Source organism: Pedobacter aquatilis (genome assembly GCF_032678425.1).
In the GTDB taxonomy this organism is placed as follows: domain Bacteria; phylum Bacteroidota; class Bacteroidia; order Sphingobacteriales; family Sphingobacteriaceae; genus Pedobacter; species Pedobacter aquatilis_B.
Genome location: NZ_JAVTSG010000008.1, coordinates 84,011 through 101,972 on the forward strand (window position 1 = coordinate 84,011; position 17,962 = coordinate 101,972).

Below are 17,962 nucleotides of genomic sequence, written 5' to 3' on the forward strand. Positions count from 1 at the left end.
TTTGTTAATTATGATTTTTGCGCATACTTAACTTCTTCGTAAGGTTGAATAAGCACCCAACCTTCGCCAAAAAATTCCAGTTGAAAAGATTCGCCACTACCTCTTCCAATAAAAGAACCAAATGTGAGGTTGGTTTTTATGTTTGGTGATAAATTTTCTGACCAGGCTACCGTAGCATTTGGGTCAGTGTAAACTGGCTGATTAGCGCTTACTCTTAATAAAATCGGTTCACCATGTGTAGTAATCGCAATGTAGCCAGTTCCGGAAAGTTTGACTTGAAATAACCCTCCACTCATCATTCCGGCAATACTTTTAAGCATTTTAATTTCATTTTTAACGCTTTCTTCCAGCGCTAAAACATCATTTCCGTTTACAAATACCGACTCATTTTGAAGCTTAATGATTTTAACCTTTTTGCCTTCATCCGCAAGGTAAAGTTTACCTGTTCCTGCTGCATGCATTAGGGATGTTCCTTCTCCTGATATCGCCTTTTTAAGTAAACCACCTAGTCCTTTACTCAATAAACCTTCACGCTTAAAATCAATATTTCCAACATAGCCAACCATTGAGCCTGCTTTAGCCAAAATCTTTTGATTTTTCAAATTAACTTCAAGCATGGCTGGCTTTTCCAACTCGAAGAAATCATTCTCATTTGGATTTTCGGCTGATTCCTGAATCAGTTCAGTTAATGTGTATGTTCCTTTTGTTTCCATAATTTAGATGTATTATTTCTAGGTTTATTAAGTTTCCATTCAAATCCTAAGCCAAAGTAAAGTGTATTAGGTATTTTATGACCCGAAAGCAACGGCTTTTAATTCAACAGATATTCTTGCTGCGACTTCGGATGCGGTAACTATAGCTTTTTCCATTGCTAAACTATCTCCGGCTTTTCCATGAAGATAACATGCTAGAATCGATGCATCCAATGGACTGTATTTCTGAGCAACCAGTGCTACGATTATCCCTGTTAGTACATCGCCCATTCCACCTTGAGCCATTGCCGGATTTCCCGTTGGATTAATATATACTTTCTCGTTTGGTGCACAGATGAACGTAAACTGATTTTTAAGGATAATTATAATGTCGAGTTCTGCTGCTCGTTTCATCGCTGTTTCAACCCTATCCCACCAATTTTGATGTTGGCCAAAAATCCTGTCAAACTCTTTAATATGCGGCGTTAAAATTGATTTCTTGGAGATTTTCGCTAATAGATCTTTACGTTCAGCCAGAATATTTAAAGCATCGGCATCTATCACAAGTGGTGCATTTGTAGAAATCAATTCTTCTAAAATTCTCTCGCTTTCAGCAGATTTGCCTAAACCTGGTCCAATTGCAATTGCAGAATAATTTTCAACTTTGCTGATACCTGTCCTGTCCAGTGCCATTACTTCAGGTAATGACGTATTTAAAGCTGTTAATCCACTATGTGGAATACAAGCTGTTGTTAGACCCGCACCGCTATGTAAACAGGCTTTGCAAGATAATAGTGCAGCACCCATTGTATTCGTGTCTCCGGCAACTATTAACGCATGCCCATAAGTTCCTTTATGGGTAAATGATTTCCGAGGTTTAATTTTTTTATGAATGTCTTGAGGTTCCGTTAGGTAAAACCTGGATTCCTGTTTTTGAATGTAGTCATTATCCAAACCAATATGTACTACCTCAAACTGTCCGGTAGCGAAACTACTTTCAGGAAAGAAAAAGTTAATTTTTGGGCGCTCGAAACTAATGGTTTTAAAAGCACGAATTCCTTGATATTCTTCCGGCAAACTTCCTTCTCCAAAGAAACCTGTAGGAATATCTACTGCGTAAACCTTTTTGCCAAATGAATTTATTTTATGAACAAGCTGCAAATAATCACCCGATAAAATTCTATTTAAACCAGAACCTAATATTGCATCAATAATTAAATCAGCAGAGATATTTTTTAAATCCGCAGGTTTATTGATAATGACTTTCTTACAGCCAGACTCATTAAAGCGCTGGAAGTTTATAGTAAAATCAGGACTCTCCTTATCACTAAAATTAACGATGTAAACTTTAATGTTTTTGTAGCCATTTAGCAACAAATTATGGGCAATAGCTAAGCCATCGCCACCATTATTACCTTTATCACAAAATATTGCAATATTCTTATTCGTATCGAATTCGTCCTTTAAAAAACAGCGTGTAAATGCCCTTGCGGCATTTTCCATCAAATCGATAGATGCAATTGGCGTGCTTGAAATTGTAAATTTATCGGCACTACGCATTTGAGTAGATGTGAGCAGTGTTTGCATACAACGAATATATGGTTTTAGCAATAACAAAATTTATGCACCAATTGTTGGTTGTGTTTTAAAACTAGACAGGCAAATTTCCTCTTCTAGTAATGATTTATTTCAACACAGTAAAAGGTGTTTATTCGTTTATGATAATCTTCTTAAACTGAAGCAAATCCTCGAAAAAATTTATAACCAAAACTGTTTTTGGCCTTGGTGTTACCAGTTTCTGATAAACACTAGTTTCAATGTTTTCTAAAGTTTGTTTCGTAGATTTTATAATCACCAGAAAATCATCCTCCACTAAAAAATCTATATGAAATTTGTAATTTAGGATTGCTCCATTATAACTTACATCATATTGCTTATTGACAATAAAGCCAATGCCCCTATCCATTAGCTCTGTTTGAAAAGCAGACTTGTATAACCCGGCATTTAAACTTTTGCCTAAATGCCTGTGGATATTCATCGCAATATTAATCAGTATCATAAATTTGCTACTCGCATGAACCCTGCTTATTGGATTATACTTTGTCATCTCTGAATCTATTTTCTACAAATCAGAACTAACATTAATTATAGCTAAAAACTACTGCAGGTTTTCTGTAGCCTACTTTTCTTTCCTCAGCTAGTATTTCTGAGCGAATATCTTGCACCTTATCTATTTGTTTATTAAAACGCTCAAGTGCCTTTCTAGCCTCAATAGCATCACCTTTAACTTTTCTCGACATTTTATCCATCGATTTCATATCGATTGTAGAACCACTAACCGTTTTAGATGAATAGGTATTGGTTTCTTCTGCTGATGCCTTTGCCTTACCGTTGGCTTCTAAAAGTTTGAGACGTAGTTTTTCAACCGTTTCTTCTTCTTCAGATTCTCTGACCTTCAGCTCCAGAATTTTAACGTTAGATTTTAAGAGTTCGATTCTGGTATTCAAAGTTTTAACAGAATCTTGAGATACATTGGCTTTATATGTTTGAGCCGATGTCACTTTGTAAGAAATTACAATAAGTGTTAGAAATAGGAATTTTTTCATTACAATCTTGTTTGGATTGTAAATGAATATCCAAGAAATGTGCCGCCTACTGATATGTGCTTTTAAGCGGACTTAAAGGAACTTTTTAAAAAAGCCGTAATGATTTATGGTTATGATTGAGAAAAAATTTCCCCAGTATCTACCCCAAATTCTTCATTTCGTCTTTAATAACGAGAAATAATTCGTTAGGTCGCTGAGTACCAATAAAATACTCTAAGCCATCGCGGTCGGTTAAAACAACAGCATCTTTCCCTGATGAATAAAAGCGGATGGTACCTTTTGTGTGTAGATTATAAACCGGATTATTAAAAAAGTAGCGGCTGTAAGTCGCTTTTCTTACATCAACAATACTATTCAAATCAATTTTAACACGTTTGGTTGTCCAAAGTCCATCCAAAATCATGCTACCATTATCTACAACAATTTTATACTGAATAAGGAAAAGCAAAAGCATGGAAACGCCGATGATTCCAAAACCTACAACAAGAAACAAATCCTGAGTATTGTCGCGGTCGCGTTCGTAAACATAAGCTGCAAAACAAAATGCAGCCATAATTAACCTGATAAAAATGCGAACATAATCACGGCCAATGTATTGTTTTTCGATATACGCGTACCTGCTTTCCAATTTAATTAAATTTTGACTTCGAATATAGCAACTTTTTTTGTTGCCTGTGTTAATTTATAACGGTTATCCTGTCTAAATCCTGCAACCCAAATTACATCTCCGTTTCCATTTATCAAAATCGGAATAGTAGTTTTTAAATGCAAAGGAATTTTTTCATCGATAAAGAAGTCGCTCAGTTTTTTAAAATTTCGCATCCCCATTGGGATAAATTTATCACCCTGCTGCCAATTCCGCATTACGAGTGGATAAACTAATTTACCACTATCTACAAAGAGGCGGTTTTTGTCAACTATATAATTAACTTCTTCAGTAAAATTTAAACTAAAACGATGCGTACGGAAATAAAAATCAGCTTCATTTTCATGAATCATTTTATGCTGATGTACACTGTTATCAATTTCGGTAATAATTAAAAAAACACGATCGATAATGGCTTGATGTGTTGCGCTTAGAAACTTCACCCCACTTTGCTTATCAAGGTTATTGATTAAATCGCCAACAACTGCTTCTGTAAAATTAAACGGTTTTAGCAGCTCAAATAACAATAAATGTTTGGGATTTAGATTTTCAATATCATTCAACGAAACATATACACCGTCTTTTCTATATTGAATAATTTGAGTTGATAGTTGCTTTACGCCTGCATTTAGAAATTCTTCCAACTGCTTAAAGCGGTTTATATTTTGCGCAAAGGTATTTTCCAGATTGGGGTTAATTTGCTGAAGATGCGGAATGACCTTAAGCCGAATCTTATTTCGGGTGTAGTTTGTGCTTAAATTAGAACTGTCCTCTACAAAACTCAAATCATTTTCGTTAACTAAGTCATTAATTTCGGCGCTGTTCAAAAATAAAAGCGGACGGATTAATTTATCGCGTTTAGGCATAATCCCATGTAAACCACTAATGCCAGTTCCTCTAACCAAATTAATTAATACGGTTTCTACAGCATCATTTTGATGTTGTGCCAAGGCAATATAGTCGTAACCATTCGCTGCACGAATTTCTTCGAACCATTGATAACGAAGCCTCCTAGCTGCCATTTGAGTAGAAATTTTATTTTCGGCAGCATATTTTTTTGTGTCAAATTGCGTTAAATGGAAAGTTAGATTTAGCGAAGCTGATAACATTTTAACAAAATGCTCATCTCGGTTTGCTTCATCTGCCCGCAAATTAAAATTACAATGTGCAACACCAACATCAATACCTAAAGCTTTAAATAGATGAAGCATTAATACCGAATCTTTACCACCACTTACGGCAAGCAAAATTTTGTTACCACTTGCAAACAGTTTATGCTGTTCAATAAATTCATGAAATTGTTTTAAGGGTAACATTCATCAAAAATATTTAATTTTAATCGGTTTCTGAACGTTCGAAACAAAAAACTAACTTTGTAGGGTGCAAAAAATATTTGTCTTTCTATTCTTTTTATTAGGCCCCCTCTTGTTGTTTGGCCAAAAAAAGAGTTCTATTATAAAAATTATTTCTTCATCGAGTGTTACCGGCGTTAGAGATAAAAACGCAATTTTCCTTAAAAACCCGGTTTTTCAACAAGATAACGCAACCCTTACTTGCGATAGTGCAATTTTCTACACCGAACGAAATTACTTCGAAGCTTATAAAAATGTACACATCCAGCAATTAACAACTGATATTTATTCGGATGAATTGCAGTATGATGGAAACAAAAAACATGCGCATTTAACCGGAAACGTGAAAATGCAAGATCCAAAATCTATCCTTACCACTAACATTTTGGATTACGACATGGCTGCTAAAATCGGCACATATACTACCGGTGGAAAAATTCAAACTCAGGATGTTACCTTAACCAGTAAAAACGGATATTATTTTAACAACAGTAGTGATGCTTATTTCAGATATAATGTTTTGGTGGTTACGCCACAGAGCACCATTAAATCGGATACGATGCGTTATAATGTGGACACCAAGTGGACTTATTTTTACGGCCCGACCAACATTAAAGGTAAAGATGATAATATGTACACCGAAAATGGCGCATACAATACATTAACTGAAGATGCTTATTTTGGTAAAAAGAACCTGTACACGCAAGATACAAAATCGCTTAAAGGCGACAGTTTATACTATTTTGGTAAAGCAGGCTATGGTAAAGCGGTAAGAAATATTGTTTTTACCGACAAGAAAGATGGAACCAAAATGTTTGGAGATTTAGGATATTACTATAAAATAGACCAGCGAACTTTGGTTACAAAAAATGCTTATGTAGATATTATTTCTGGTGACTCGGTAATGGTGAAGGATAAAAAAAGGCCAGACACCTTGCGTTTAGGTGCCGATACGCTGGAAACACAAATGGTATTGCAGAAAACATTAAAGCTTATCCCGAAGATTTCTATAAAGGCCGACAATCAGGTTGGTGAGGATGATGAGGAAGAATCCGGCGCAGCCGAAAAACCTGGGCAGAATGAAAAAAAACTTCCAACTGCGAAGATTACGGATAAACCTGTTGCTAAAAATGATAAAAGCCAAAAAGGCAAAAAAGACGAGAAAAATCCACCTGCAAAACCCGATTTGCTAAAGCAAACTAAACTGGATAGTACAAAACTAAATGCAGATTCTTTGGCTGGAAAATCCTTGAATACAGATAGCTTAAAAAGTATAGCGGCAATGCTAAAGGCCGATTCAACGGTTAAGCCAATTATAAAACCGAAAGATAGTTTAGCTCTAAAAAAGGCGCTAAACAATAACGCTATTAATAAAACAGCCAAAACAATAACAGATAGCTTGACTGGCAAAAATCCGCTTATAAAGAATGTAAAAGATGCCACTGCTAAAGTTTTAAAACCAGATTCGGTTATTAATCCAGCTGACACCATTCAAACGCGAACAATTAAAGCTTATCACAATGTGCGGATTTACAAGAGCAACATACAAGCAAAAACGGATAGTTTATTTTACACCAGTGCCGATTCTACTTTACGTTGTTTTGTAAACCCAATTATTTGGTCGGAAGGTTCTCAAATGGTTGGCGATACCATTTATGTTCAGTTTAAGAACAATAAATTGAATAATTTACAGGCTTTTAAAAATTCATTTTTGGTGAATACGCCTGCCGATTCTTTGAGATTTAATCAAATTAAAGGGCGGTACATGACCGGATTTTTCCAGGATGGAAAACTCAATACGATGTATGTTGATGGCAATGCCGAAAGTATTTACTACACGCAGGATGACAGCACAAAGGTTTACAAGGAGATGAACCAAACGCTGAGCAGTCGGATAAAGTTTAATTTTCAGGATAACGACATTAGCAAAATCACATACATCAGTAACATAGAAGCGGCTTTAAATCCTGAAAGTAAAATACCAAAGGATAATGTTTTAAAGGGATTCTCCTGGAAACCGAAGGAAAGACCGCGTTCTAAAAAAGAAGCTATTGGTTCTGCAGGAAAACCGAAGGCAAAAACCAAACCTGCGGTCGTTAACAAACCGCTTGCGGGTAAAAAACCGGTTTCGGCACCAACAAATAAACCGCAAGCAAGCAAAGATGCGCCAAAAGTTGCTGTACCAAAAAATACTTTAAAAACAGATTCTTTATTGAATGAGATTAAACCAATTTTACCAAAGAAAGATTCAATAACAGTAAAACCAGCAACAGTTATTAAACCGTAATTAAGATTTTAAAAAGGCCAACATTTTTTGCAAGGCTATCGCTCTGTGACTTATTTTATTTTTCTCAGCCAGATCCATTTCAGCAAAAGTAATGCTGTAACCATCTGGTTGGAAAATTGGGTCGTAACCGAAACCATTTGTGCCTGAAAGTTCATTACGTATTGTACCGTTAATTATCCCCTCAAACAAATGGTTTGTACCATTTTGCATTAAAGAAATAACCGTTTTAAATCTGGCTTTACGGTTTTGTAAACCTTCCATTTTGGCTAAAACCAATTGAATATTTTCAGCACTATCTCTACTTCCGGAATACCTAGCCGAGTAAACACCGGGTTCATTATTTAAGGCTTCGATTTCCAAACCGCTATCATCTGCGAAACAATCGATATTATAATGCGCTACAACATAACTGCTTTTTAAAGTCGCGTTACCATCAAACGTATCGGCAGTTTCCGGAATATCGGTTTCACAACCAATATCTTGCAGATTTAAAACTTCGTACTTACCAAGTAAAGCTGCACGGATTTCTTCTGTTTTATGTTCGTTATTAGTAGCGAAGACTAGCTTTTTCATTAAGAAGGAATTATTTTATAAGTTGAAGATTTGCCCAAAGCAATTTCTTAGCCGTAATATCGGCATCTAAATCATGTAAATTTGGTGCAAAAATCATTCTCGTACTTTCGAAAGTAATAATTTGATTTTGCCAGGTTAAGTTCAATTTTAGATGATTGGCTTCAACACCAAAAGCTAACATTAATTGTGGCTTAAAAAACTCGTCGAGTTCTGCAAAGTCAGCTCCGGTGTAAGTCGCATAATTTAAAAGTGCAAAATCAGGCGCTGCCAAATCCACAGCTTTTACAATTTTACGTAGCAATTCCCTACCCTGTTCTGTACTTACATCATTCACATTATCATTAACCAAAATCAAAACAGATTTTTTATTCCCACCCAAAAATTTGAAGCTTTTTGATTGGGCAACTGGTTCCTCGACAATACTCGTTTTTACGCTGTTTTCGATGTAAGCTGGAGTTGCATCAGACGGAACAACTGCAATAGAAACAGGTTCTTTAGCTTCGATAACATTAATTTTCGCTTCAATAGACGGAATGCCTGCAGCCTCCAAAACTGGCTTCACAACATCAACAGGGGGCATTATTACCGAATTATCTTGCACCAGAAATACATCCTCGGTAAAAAATAATCGTAAAGCGTTGGCATTGTTGGTAAGCTGGTTTTCCATTCGTATTTTTGCACTAGAATAATATCTGTTAAAATTAGTTAAATATCTTATAATAGCTCCGCTTATTGTTACTTTTATCCATTAAAATTTATAGAAACCGCTTTGTGAGAAAAGCTTATTGCTTATTTATTTTTAGTTTGTTAACTGGTGCTTCGTTTGCTCAAAATGTTGCTACAATTAACAATAAGCCAATAAGTAGTAAGGAATTTTTGTGGGCTTATAAGAAAAGTCATAATGGAAATACTGCCACAGATTACAACACACTTGCAAATTACTTAAACTTATACATCAATTTTAAGCTTAAGGTATTGGATGCAAAGGATATGGGTTTGGATAAAAATACCAACTATCTGGAAGAAGTTAAAACTTATGAGAGCGCTTTAGCCGAACGTAAAAAAGCTAATAATAAGGGTAAAGAGCAAGATTATTTACTAAACGAATACCGTGAAGGTGTGTTGATGTTTAATGTTTCTGAGCACAAAATCTGGAGTAAAGCACAGGATGATGATGAAGCAATCAGCAGTTTTTACCAAACGAATAAACAAAATTACAACAAACCGTTAAGCGAAATAAAAGGCGATGTAGTTGCTGATTATCAGCAAAAATTAGAAGACAACTGGCTGAATAGCCTTAAACAAAAGTACCAGGTTAAAATTAACGAGAACGAATTACGGAAATTAGTAAAGCTATAAATCGCAATGTATTTAGTTAATAAGACCATTAATATTAAATTTGCAAAATACAATAAATAGAATGAAGAAAGTTTTTTTAGCAGTAACTGCGTTATTGAGCTTGTTTTTAAACACTTATGCTCAAAAAAACAACATCGATAAAGTTGCTGCTGTAGTAGGAAATAATATTATTCTCCTATCAGATATTAACCAGCAATACACCCAAGTTTTGTATCAAGGACAGGCAGCTGACCCCAACATTAAATGCAAAATTTTAGAGAATACTTTAATACAAAAATTGCTTAAACAACAGGCTGAAATCGATTCGATTATGGTTGATGATAGCCAGGTTGATGATGAAGTGAACAGACGTATGCGTTACAGCATCAACCGTGCAGGCGGACAAGAGCGTTTAGAGCAGTTTTTAAATAAATCTGTTTTGCAATACAAAGATGAGATTAGACCATCAATTAAAGATGAACTAATTGCGCAAAAAATGCAATCTAAAATTACAGAGAACATCAACGTAACGCCATTAGAAGTTGAAAAATACTATAAATCTTTAGGTGATACCCTTCCAGAATTTAACACTGAGGTAGAAATTGGAGAAGTAATTTTAAATCCTCAATTAACGAAGGCAGAGAAAGAAAGATTTCATGATAAAATTGAGGCTTTGCGTCTGAGAATTAAAGGCGGCGAAGATTTTGGTGCATTAGCAAAAGCTTATTCGGAAGATCCGGGTTCTGTAGGTGATGGTGGAGATTTAGGTTTCTTCGACAGAAGCCAGATGGCAAAGGAATTTACTTCATGGGCATTCAAACTTAAAGCAGGAGAAATGTCGCCGGTGTTTGAAACGGAGTTTGGATTTCACATTTTGCAGGTAATAGAACGTAGAGGTGAGCAGGTTCATGCCCGCCACATCTTAGTGATGCCAAAAAGTACGCAAGCCAGTATCGACCGTACTAAACTTCATGCAGATAGTATTTACAATAACATCATGGCTAAAAAATTAAGCTTTGCGGCCGCGGCTAATCTTTATTCTGATAACAAGGAAACCAAATACAATGGCGGTATGATGCTTAATGCAGAAAACGTTCAAAGCAGAACAACATTTATTCCAATTGATAAGGTAGACCCAGCAGTATTTTTAGTTATTGATACTATGAAAGTTGGAGGCATTTCTAAACCTGAGTTGTTTACTGCTGCCGATGGCAAACAGGGCTACAGAATTTTATACTTAAAATCTAAAATACCGCCACATAAGGCAAATATGGTTCAGGATTTTCCAAAAATTAAAGCTGCTGCGCAGGATGATAAAACTAATCGTACATTAAGCGAATGGTTTGAAAAACGTAGAGAAAGCACATACATTAAAATTGACCCGGAATTTCAAACTTGCGATCAATTAAAAATCTGGACAAAATCAAGCACTGAATCGAAATAATGCCTATGCAGTACAAGAATGAAGTAGAAGCTGTTGATGCCCTTCATCAATCGTTCAATAATATTAAAACCGAAATAAGTAAGGTAGTTGTTGGACAAGATGACATTATAAAATCTGTTTTAATCGCCATTTTCAGTAACGGCCATTGCCTACTGGTTGGTGTACCCGGATTAGCCAAAACTTTACTTGTACAAACCGTAGCATCAGTGTTGGATTTGGATTTTAACAGAATCCAGTTTACGCCAGATTTAATGCCAAGTGATATTATTGGCGCTGAGATATTAGGAGAAGACAGGCACTTTAAATTTATTAAAGGCCCTGTTTTTTCAAATATTATTCTTGCGGATGAAATTAACCGTACACCTCCAAAAACGCAGGCAGCTTTACTAGAAGCGATGCAAGAGAAATCGGTTACCGCAGCCGGACAAACACATACCCTTCCGAAACCATTTTTCGTTTTAGCTACTCAAAATCCAATTGAGCAAGAGGGCACTTACCCTCTACCGGAAGCACAATTAGATCGTTTTATGTTCAACATCCAGCTTAATTATCCTGCATTTGCAGATGAGTTGAATATCGTTCGAAACACGACAAGCAATAAAACCAATCAACTGCAAAAAATTATTCATGCTGATGATATTCAATATTTTCAGAAATTGATAAGAGATATCCCGGTAACAGATAATGTTTTGGAATATGCGGTTAAACTTGCCGCAAAAACCCGCCCAAATACGGAATTTGCAACAGATGCGATAAATAAATATGTAAGTTGGGGCGCTGGACCGAGAGCATCACAATTTTTAGTTTTGGGTGCGAAATGCCATGCTGCAATTAGCGGTAAATATGCCCCGGATATTGAAGATGTACAAGCCGTGGCTGAACCAATCCTTCGCCATAGAATTGTCCGTAATTACCGGGCAGAAGCTGAAGGTTTATCTATCGAAAAAATAATTAAAGATTTACTTTAATTTCAAGGATTAAATTCCGCATAATCATTTAAAGTTTTTAAAATTTACTTTTTTGAACATTGTTGTTATCTTTACAATTCATAACAAAGCATCAATTATAAATCAAAAATATTAGATATGTCAGCTCACGACTCACACGCACCAGTTCAGCAAACAAAAGGGATTTGGGCATTACCATTAACCGTTTGGATTATTGTTTTAATTCTTTGCGTGGCTTTTACCAGACCAATTTTTCATCACGCAGAAGAAGGTGGTTCTTCATCTCATGAAAAAACAGAAGCTACACATCATACTGAGGAAGCAAAACCTCACCACTAAGAAATTTTTATTGAAATAAGAAAGGTTCTGATATTAGTTTATCAGAACCTTTCTTATTTTAAGCATATTAAAGCATACTTAAAGTGAATTTGGGTATTGTTCCGTCAATTAATTGTTTTTGCTTCAATGACCGCAAAAGAATCAAAATTTTCGCTACTTAATTTGATTCATTAAATTAGGATAATCAGTAATAATTCCGTCAACGCCTAAACTCATAAAATACTTAATATCCTTTGTTGTGTTAACCGTCCACGGGATAATTTTAACCCCCATTGCATGGCATCTATCAACTAAACCTTTACCCACTAAAACAGAATAAGGACTGTAAATCGTAGGCTTGAATCCAAGCTTTTCAATGTAATCTTCAAACGGTTCTTTCTCATCAATTAATAAAGAAGTTTGAACTTTAGGATATTTTTCATGAAGATACTGAAGTGTACGCATGTCGAAAGATTCGATAATCACTCGCTTGGTAAGTTTCTTTTCATTAATAACAGCCATAATTAATTCAACAAATTCGGCGGGCTCAGGATGAAACTCATTATCACCATTTTTTATGGTTTTAGTTTCGATGCTATACATTGGCTTTTGCAGTCTATTTTGCTTCACGTAAGCCTCAACAGCATCAATTGTTTCGGGTAATGATGGCTTATAAGCTTTAAACTTCATTTGCCCTGGAAAACGATTATGAATTTTACTACCAACATCAAACTTCTTTATTTCTTCATAAGTCATTTTATAGATATTGAAATTTTTCTGTTCCTTAAAAGTGATTGCCTTTCCGTTAGGTTGCAAAGAAATTTCAGTGTTAAAGTACGGCTCTTGCGATAAGATTACTTGCTTATCTTTTGAAATAACAGCATCCATTTCGAGCGTGGTAACGCCCAAATCCAAGGCTTTAAGCATTCCTTGTATGGTATTTTCGGGCATTATGCCTCTTGCACCGGCTTTGCCCTGCACATCAAACTTTTGCTTTTGGGCAAATGCATTTATAAAAATTAAAATAAAGAGTTGGACTAGTATTAGTTTTTTAAGCATGAAATTCTTTTTAGGAATAAACGTAAGATTTAAGTTTTACTTATAAAAAAAGGGCTTTCTTTTTACGGAGAGCCCTTTTTTTTACATTATAAATTATCTTTCGGCGGGTACAAAAGCCTGAACAATCAAGTTCCAGCTCGAATCGGCAGCCTTTTCATAAACGAAAACATAATTAAAACTTTCTCGTAAATCGGCTTTGTAATCAATGGTAGCAACGCCATAAGTATAGGCAAAATCACTACCAGCGGCTTTATCAACAGCCGTAGTTTTTAAATTTATTTTACTAACCATGCCGTTTAAAAACGAAAGTACTTTCCCTTTACCTTCAATAGCTTCGTTACCTGGAAAAAGCAAACGGGCATCATTAGTTAAAAACCCGCCAAAAGCGCCAATTCCATGTGTTTTAAGAAAGGTATTAAGCGTTTTCTCAGTAGTTAGAATTACATCTTTACCTGCCTTTATTTCTTTTTCATTTACGAAAGTTTTAGGCGCAACCTTTTCTTTAGGTTCAACAAATCTATCTGCAATTTTATGTAAAGGCTTGCTTGTTTCTGTACCTAAATCTATAGCCAGTTTCCATTTGCCTCCTTCAGCTTTCCAAATAGATAAATACTGACCATATTTTTTTTCTGATGTACCAACCTGATAATTTCCAGTTGTAAATCCCCAATCGCCACTTTTAGAAACCTTGGCTAAATTTGGCTCCCAACTTACTTCATTCATACCTTTGGATTGACTGGCATAAAAAGTTTTAGCATTTACCGGGTTCGGTCTGAAAACTAATGTATTTGCAGATGAATATTCAATATAAGATTCTTTATCGCCACTTTTTGCAATCGATTTAGCGAATTCTTTTTCTGCATTAACTAAAGATTTTGTGGTTCCATCACTTTTTTGTGCAAAGGCACCTAATGCTATGAGTGAAGCTAATGCGGTTGAGAAGATTTGTTTCATCTGTAGGTATTTATTTTTTTAATTAAGGTTGAGCGAATATAAAATTTTCTTTCGGCTGAGTTTTTAAAAGTAATTAACAATTAAACATTATTATTTTTCACGATAAATGGTTTCCAAAACGGTTTGTCCGGTTGCTTTTAACGTATTTTTGTCAATGTTTGCTAAATTATCTAATTGTGTATGCCAGTTAATGTAAAAGCCACTATTATCGTTATAATGGATGATATCAATACAAGGAATTCCGGCTTTGTTAACCCAGAAATGGTCGTCGACTAAACGCCCACTTGGTATACTTACGAAGTAAGATGAGTAGCCGATTTCACTTCCGATGTTCCATACCTTATTTACAACTTCGGGTGCAGATTGGCGAGATATTTCATCCTGTGTAAATTGCGCATTTCCGCCGCCTACCATATCCAGATTGATACCGTAAATAGCTTTGTAACCAGTTTTTGCAACATTTTTCGCCCAAAATTGAGAACCTAAACACCAGGTTGTCTCATCAGGTGTTTCATCATTTGCCTTTCCATAATCTTCCAAATCCCAAAGCACAAAATCTACACCTACATTAGGTTGTTTCTGTTGAATCTGACGAGCCATTTCAAGAATTATCGCAACACCGCTACCGCCATCATTTGCAGCATCAAAAGCCTTGCTATGATTTGCGGGGTCTGTATCCTGGTCAGAAAAAGGTCTTGCATCCCAATGGGCAGTAATTAAAACTCTATTCTTATTTTCTGGATTAAAACTTGCCAAAATATTTTTTAGCTGAAAGGTTTTTCCATCATATGTTTTTGTTGGCGCTCCTTGCATGCTAACCTTTGCACCAAAAGATTTCAATTTAGCCACCAAATAATCGGCACATTTTTGATGCGCTGTAGTACCCGGAATACGTGGACCAAAATCTACCTGTGCCTTTGTATAGGCAAATGCACTGTCGGCATTAAACTCAGGCGAAACGAGTGTAATTTCTTGTACAACTGTCTCAGAATCTTCCGTAGTTTTTTTATCACTTTTACATGCCTGAAAACCAATAATTGCAATTAAAGGCAGTATTAAGAGTTTTTTATTCATTGTTTATTAAGTTAAAAGCTGAAAGTAAAAAGTTGAAAGTTAACTCCTAAGCCTTACTCCAAGTTGTACCTTCTTTACCATCTTTAAGTTGAATACCCAACTCTTGCAAACCGATTCTTATTTTATCAGATGTAGCATAATCTTTATTCTCTTTCGCTTCTTTTCTCAGCTGAATAACCATATCCAAAACGCTGTTTAGTTCCAGATTATCTGATTCTTCGTCTTTCAAACCTAAAATTTCAAATACGAAATCGTTAATTAAAGCTTTTAATTTATCCAATTCAGCGGCAGAAATTTTCCCCTTACCGTCGTAGACCGTATTAATAATTCTTACGGCTTCAAACAATTCGGCAATTAAAACCGGACTGTTAAAGTCATCATTCATTGCGTTAACACACTTCTCCTTAATCGCATCGATATCGAAATCGCTTTGCGCAGAAATTTGAAGTTTATCAAGCAAGCTTACAGATGCCATTAATCGTCTGAAACCTTTTTCAGATGCATCAAGTGCATCATTTGAAAAATCTAGTGTACTGCGGTAATGTGCCTGAAGCATGAAAAATTTAACCGTCATTGGGCTATAACCTTTCTTAAGCAAAGGATGATCGCCCGTAAATAGCTGCAAAGGCAAGAAACCATTTCCGGCAGATTTTGACATACGCGTACCATTAACCGTAAGCATGTTGGTGTGCATCCAAAAACGAGCCGGTTGGTGGTGACTGCAAGCTTCAGATTGTGCAATTTCATTGGTATGGTGTGTTGCCGCCAAATCCATTCCACCGCCATGAATATCGAATTCAGCACCGAGGTATTTCGCACTCATAGCCGAACATTCTATATGCCAACCGGGAAAACCCATACCCCAAGGAGATTGCCATTGCATCAACGTTTCAGGCTTCGCCTTTATCCACAACGCAAAATCCAAACGACCGCGTTTTTCATCCTGACCACCCAATTCACGGGTGTTATTAAGCATATCTTCTAGGTTGCGGTTAGTTAATATAGTATAATTATATTCCTTGCTGTATTTCTCTACATCAAAATATACGTTGCCACCAATTTCATAAGCATAGCCATTTTCGATGATAACTTTAATCATCTCAATTTGCTCAATAATATGGCCTGTAGCAGTCGGCTCTATACTTGGCGGAAGCGTATTAAACATGCGCATCACATCGTGGAAACCTAATGTATATTTCTGTACAATTTCCATCGGCTCGAGTTGCTCTAACTTTGCTCTTTTTGCAAATTTATCATCGCCCTCATCCCTATCGCCTTCCAAATGGCCTGCATCCGTTATATTTCGTACATAACGAACTTTAAAACCTGCGTATTTCAGGTATCTGAAAATCAAATCGAAAGAGATAAACGTACGGCAATTACCCAAATGTACATCACTGTAAACCGTCGGACCGCAAACATACATCCCAACATTGGGTGCATTTAAAGGTATAAATTGCTCTTTTTTACGAGAAAGCGTATTGTAAAGCTTTAAGCCAGTATTCATACTGCAAATGTAATATTTACCATCGGATTGTTTGGAATTGTTCATCGTCAAATCACTTTATTGACAATGCATAAATCAAAAATCAATTTATTTCCCTTTCCACCCACCAGCTGAAAACATTTATTCTTCTAGGAGAAAATTTAATTATTTTGAAGAGCAAAGCCTGTTTTTCAATTAATGTTCGTCCTGCTTTACATTGCAAGTCCTCGCTACGCTGTGGGCTTTTCATTTCAATCAGGTCTATTTAACTCAAAAAGATTCAAATATTAACCGTCATCTACTGGAACGTAGCGGAAGGGAGAGATCTTTGGATTATAAAATTTAATGCTACAACTATACTTTCAAAAAAAGCTCAAACCGGATGTCCAATTTGAGCTTTTTGTTTAAAGAATAAACTTATTTAGTTTTTCAATTTAGATTTAAAAACCTTTTCGAGCTTTTCCAGCTTAGGTAAGATAACCAATCGGCAATACGCTTGGTCGCCATTGTTTTTATAATAGTTTTGATGATAGCTTTCAGCCACATAAAATGGCTTGGCTGGTTCAATTGCCGTTACCACCTTTTTGCCATAAGCATTGGTTTTATTTAATTCATCTTTAAACTTATCCGCCAATGCTTTTTGTTCAGGGTTATGGTAAAAAATAACGGAACGATATTGCGTTCCACTATCTGCACCCTGACGGTTCAAAGTGGTTGGGTCGTGGCTTTTCCAGAATACCTCCAACAACTCTGTATAAGAAATCTGCATCGGATTGTAAGTAATTTCCAAAACCTCAGCATGGCCGGTAAAACCTGTACATACTTCTTCATAAGTTGGGTTAGCAACTTTACCACCCTCGTAACCCGATTTTACCGAAGTAACGCCCTTTATTTTTTGAAAAATAGCTTCCGTACACCAGAAACAGCCCATCCCAAATGTTGCCTTCTCACTCTTCTTTCCTTGAGCATTTGCTGTGCCAATGGAAAGTACAGCTAATAAAATTAAAATTATTCTTTTCATGTTTTTGTGTGTTTATCTGCAACCAACATTTCTATCAATTACTAATCTATATTACGAAATAAAAACATTTTAAGTTTCCGTTGTTTTAATAATGGATTTTGCATGACAAACATAAATTCTGTGGAATTCAAAAGCAATGTTAATAACTTAAAACACTAATAACCA

General features: G+C 35.7%; 18 protein-coding genes. 5 read left to right on the forward strand and 13 right to left on the reverse strand.

From position 1 onward, the window contains the following. Window positions 1–8: 8 nt before the first annotated feature. The 6 genes from R2Q16_RS19805 to tilS all read right to left on the reverse strand — a co-directional run bounded on the left by R2Q16_RS19805 (window position 9) and on the right by tilS (window position 5,260). Entirely contained in the window at window positions 9–713 is a 705-nt protein-coding gene (locus R2Q16_RS19805) for an AIM24 family protein (RefSeq protein WP_316739738.1), read from the reverse strand. A 75-nt stretch (window positions 714–788) separates the two neighbouring features. Next, entirely contained in the window at window positions 789–2,279 is a 1,491-nt protein-coding gene (locus tag R2Q16_RS19810) for an NAD(P)H-hydrate dehydratase (protein ID WP_316739739.1), read from the reverse strand. 121 nt (window positions 2,280–2,400) lie between these two features. Next, window positions 2,401–2,799, reverse strand: coding sequence for a GxxExxY protein (locus R2Q16_RS19815; RefSeq protein WP_316739741.1), 399 nt, complete (start codon window positions 2,797–2,799; stop codon window positions 2,401–2,403). 34 nt (window positions 2,800–2,833) lie between these two features. Beyond that, window positions 2,834–3,298, reverse strand: coding sequence for a hypothetical protein (locus R2Q16_RS19820; RefSeq protein ID WP_316739743.1), 465 nt, complete (start codon window positions 3,296–3,298; stop codon window positions 2,834–2,836). Window positions 3,299–3,437: 139 nt separating this feature from the next. After that, on the reverse strand, window positions 3,438–3,926 hold the full coding sequence (locus tag R2Q16_RS19825; RefSeq protein WP_316739746.1) for a hypothetical protein: 489 nt from the start codon (window positions 3,924–3,926) through the stop codon (window positions 3,438–3,440). 5 nt (window positions 3,927–3,931) lie between these two features. Next, on the reverse strand, window positions 3,932–5,260 hold the full coding sequence (gene tilS / locus R2Q16_RS19830) for a tRNA lysidine(34) synthetase TilS (protein ID WP_316739749.1): 1,329 nt from the start codon (window positions 5,258–5,260) through the stop codon (window positions 3,932–3,934). Window positions 5,261–5,324: 64 nt separating this feature from the next. Here tilS and R2Q16_RS19835 point away from each other — a divergent pair, with 64 nt between their 5' ends. Further along, window positions 5,325–7,583 carry an OstA-like protein gene (locus tag R2Q16_RS19835; RefSeq protein ID WP_316739751.1) on the forward strand — a complete coding sequence of 753 codons (2,259 nt, stop codon included), beginning with the start codon at window positions 5,325–5,327 and terminating at the stop codon, window positions 7,581–7,583. On the opposite strand, the gene R2Q16_RS19840 is transcribed toward R2Q16_RS19835, so the two are convergent. Together R2Q16_RS19840 and R2Q16_RS19845 are read right to left on the reverse strand one after the other, a co-directional pair. Next, window positions 7,584–8,156: a non-canonical purine NTP diphosphatase gene (locus tag R2Q16_RS19840; RefSeq protein ID WP_316739754.1), complete on the reverse strand. Its 573-nt coding sequence runs from the start codon at window positions 8,154–8,156 to the stop codon at window positions 7,584–7,586. It abuts the gene before it with no gap. A 10-nt stretch (window positions 8,157–8,166) separates the two neighbouring features. Continuing rightward, window positions 8,167–8,823: a hypothetical protein gene (locus R2Q16_RS19845; protein ID WP_316739756.1), complete on the reverse strand. Its 657-nt coding sequence runs from the start codon at window positions 8,821–8,823 to the stop codon at window positions 8,167–8,169. 104 nt (window positions 8,824–8,927) lie between these two features. Here R2Q16_RS19845 and R2Q16_RS19850 point away from each other — a divergent pair, with 104 nt between their 5' ends. The 4 genes from R2Q16_RS19850 to R2Q16_RS19865 all read left to right on the forward strand — a co-directional run bounded on the left by R2Q16_RS19850 (window position 8,928) and on the right by R2Q16_RS19865 (window position 12,224). Beyond that, complete coding sequence (locus R2Q16_RS19850; protein ID WP_316739758.1) at window positions 8,928–9,515, forward strand: hypothetical protein; 588 nt, start codon at window positions 8,928–8,930, stop codon at window positions 9,513–9,515. A 61-nt stretch (window positions 9,516–9,576) separates the two neighbouring features. Beyond that, the gene (locus R2Q16_RS19855; protein ID WP_316739760.1) at window positions 9,577–10,938 is read left to right on the forward strand and encodes a peptidylprolyl isomerase; all 1,362 of its coding nucleotides are present in this window, start codon (window positions 9,577–9,579) and stop codon (window positions 10,936–10,938) included. A 5-nt stretch (window positions 10,939–10,943) separates the two neighbouring features. Next, window positions 10,944–11,906 (forward strand): AAA family ATPase, encoded by a 963-nt coding sequence (locus R2Q16_RS19860; RefSeq protein WP_316739761.1) that lies wholly within the window; start codon window positions 10,944–10,946, stop codon window positions 11,904–11,906. 117 nt (window positions 11,907–12,023) lie between these two features. Beyond that, entirely contained in the window at window positions 12,024–12,224 is a 201-nt protein-coding gene (locus R2Q16_RS19865; RefSeq protein WP_316739763.1) for a hypothetical protein, read from the forward strand. Window positions 12,225–12,377: 153 nt separating this feature from the next. Here the strand turns inward: R2Q16_RS19865 and R2Q16_RS19870 are convergent, their stop codons facing one another. The 5 genes from R2Q16_RS19870 to msrA form a co-directional block, all read right to left on the reverse strand. Next, complete coding sequence (locus R2Q16_RS19870) at window positions 12,378–13,262, reverse strand: glycerophosphodiester phosphodiesterase family protein (protein WP_316739765.1); 885 nt, start codon at window positions 13,260–13,262, stop codon at window positions 12,378–12,380. A 93-nt stretch (window positions 13,263–13,355) separates the two neighbouring features. Then, the gene (locus R2Q16_RS19875; RefSeq protein WP_316739766.1) at window positions 13,356–14,216 is read right to left on the reverse strand and encodes a nuclear transport factor 2 family protein; all 861 of its coding nucleotides are present in this window, start codon (window positions 14,214–14,216) and stop codon (window positions 13,356–13,358) included. 90 nt (window positions 14,217–14,306) lie between these two features. Further along, on the reverse strand, window positions 14,307–15,290 hold the full coding sequence (locus tag R2Q16_RS19880; protein WP_316739767.1) for a M28 family peptidase: 984 nt from the start codon (window positions 15,288–15,290) through the stop codon (window positions 14,307–14,309). A gap of 46 nt (window positions 15,291–15,336) precedes the next feature. After that, window positions 15,337–16,797, reverse strand: coding sequence for a cysteine--tRNA ligase (cysS, locus tag R2Q16_RS19885; RefSeq protein WP_316739854.1), 1,461 nt, complete (start codon window positions 16,795–16,797; stop codon window positions 15,337–15,339). A gap of 400 nt (window positions 16,798–17,197) precedes the next feature. After that, complete coding sequence (msrA, locus tag R2Q16_RS19890; RefSeq protein ID WP_316739768.1) at window positions 17,198–17,797, reverse strand: peptide-methionine (S)-S-oxide reductase MsrA; 600 nt, start codon at window positions 17,795–17,797, stop codon at window positions 17,198–17,200. Between the last annotated feature and the right edge of the window lie 165 nt (window positions 17,798–17,962).

What these genes read in the sequence shown, in the direction of transcription:
- R2Q16_RS19810 (WP_316739739.1), bottom strand. Translation starts at nt 2,279, where the DNA reads ATGCAAACACTGCTCACATCTACTCAAATGCGTAGTGCCGATAAATTT.
- R2Q16_RS19870 (WP_316739765.1), bottom strand. Translation starts at nt 13,262, where the DNA reads ATGCTTAAAAAACTAATACTAGTCCAACTCTTTATTTTAATTTTTATA.
- cysS (WP_316739854.1), bottom strand. Translation starts at nt 16,797, where the DNA reads ATGAATACTGGCTTAAAGCTTTACAATACGCTTTCTCGTAAAAAAGAG.
- R2Q16_RS19880 (WP_316739767.1), bottom strand. Translation starts at nt 15,290, where the DNA reads ATGAATAAAAAACTCTTAATACTGCCTTTAATTGCAATTATTGGTTTT.
- R2Q16_RS19855 (WP_316739760.1), top strand. Translation starts at nt 9,577, where the DNA reads ATGAAGAAAGTTTTTTTAGCAGTAACTGCGTTATTGAGCTTGTTTTTA.
- R2Q16_RS19840 (WP_316739754.1), bottom strand. Translation starts at nt 8,156, where the DNA reads ATGAAAAAGCTAGTCTTCGCTACTAATAACGAACATAAAACAGAAGAA.
- R2Q16_RS19875 (WP_316739766.1), bottom strand. Translation starts at nt 14,216, where the DNA reads ATGAAACAAATCTTCTCAACCGCATTAGCTTCACTCATAGCATTAGGT.
- R2Q16_RS19815 (WP_316739741.1), bottom strand. Translation starts at nt 2,799, where the DNA reads ATGACAAAGTATAATCCAATAAGCAGGGTTCATGCGAGTAGCAAATTT.
- tilS (WP_316739749.1), bottom strand. Translation starts at nt 5,260, where the DNA reads ATGTTACCCTTAAAACAATTTCATGAATTTATTGAACAGCATAAACTG.
- R2Q16_RS19860 (WP_316739761.1), top strand. Translation starts at nt 10,944, where the DNA reads ATGCAGTACAAGAATGAAGTAGAAGCTGTTGATGCCCTTCATCAATCG.
- R2Q16_RS19805 (WP_316739738.1), bottom strand. Translation starts at nt 713, where the DNA reads ATGGAAACAAAAGGAACATACACATTAACTGAACTGATTCAGGAATCA.
- R2Q16_RS19865 (WP_316739763.1), top strand. Translation starts at nt 12,024, where the DNA reads ATGTCAGCTCACGACTCACACGCACCAGTTCAGCAAACAAAAGGGATT.
- R2Q16_RS19820 (WP_316739743.1), bottom strand. Translation starts at nt 3,298, where the DNA reads ATGAAAAAATTCCTATTTCTAACACTTATTGTAATTTCTTACAAAGTG.
- R2Q16_RS19845 (WP_316739756.1), bottom strand. Translation starts at nt 8,823, where the DNA reads ATGGAAAACCAGCTTACCAACAATGCCAACGCTTTACGATTATTTTTT.
- msrA (WP_316739768.1), bottom strand. Translation starts at nt 17,797, where the DNA reads ATGAAAAGAATAATTTTAATTTTATTAGCTGTACTTTCCATTGGCACA.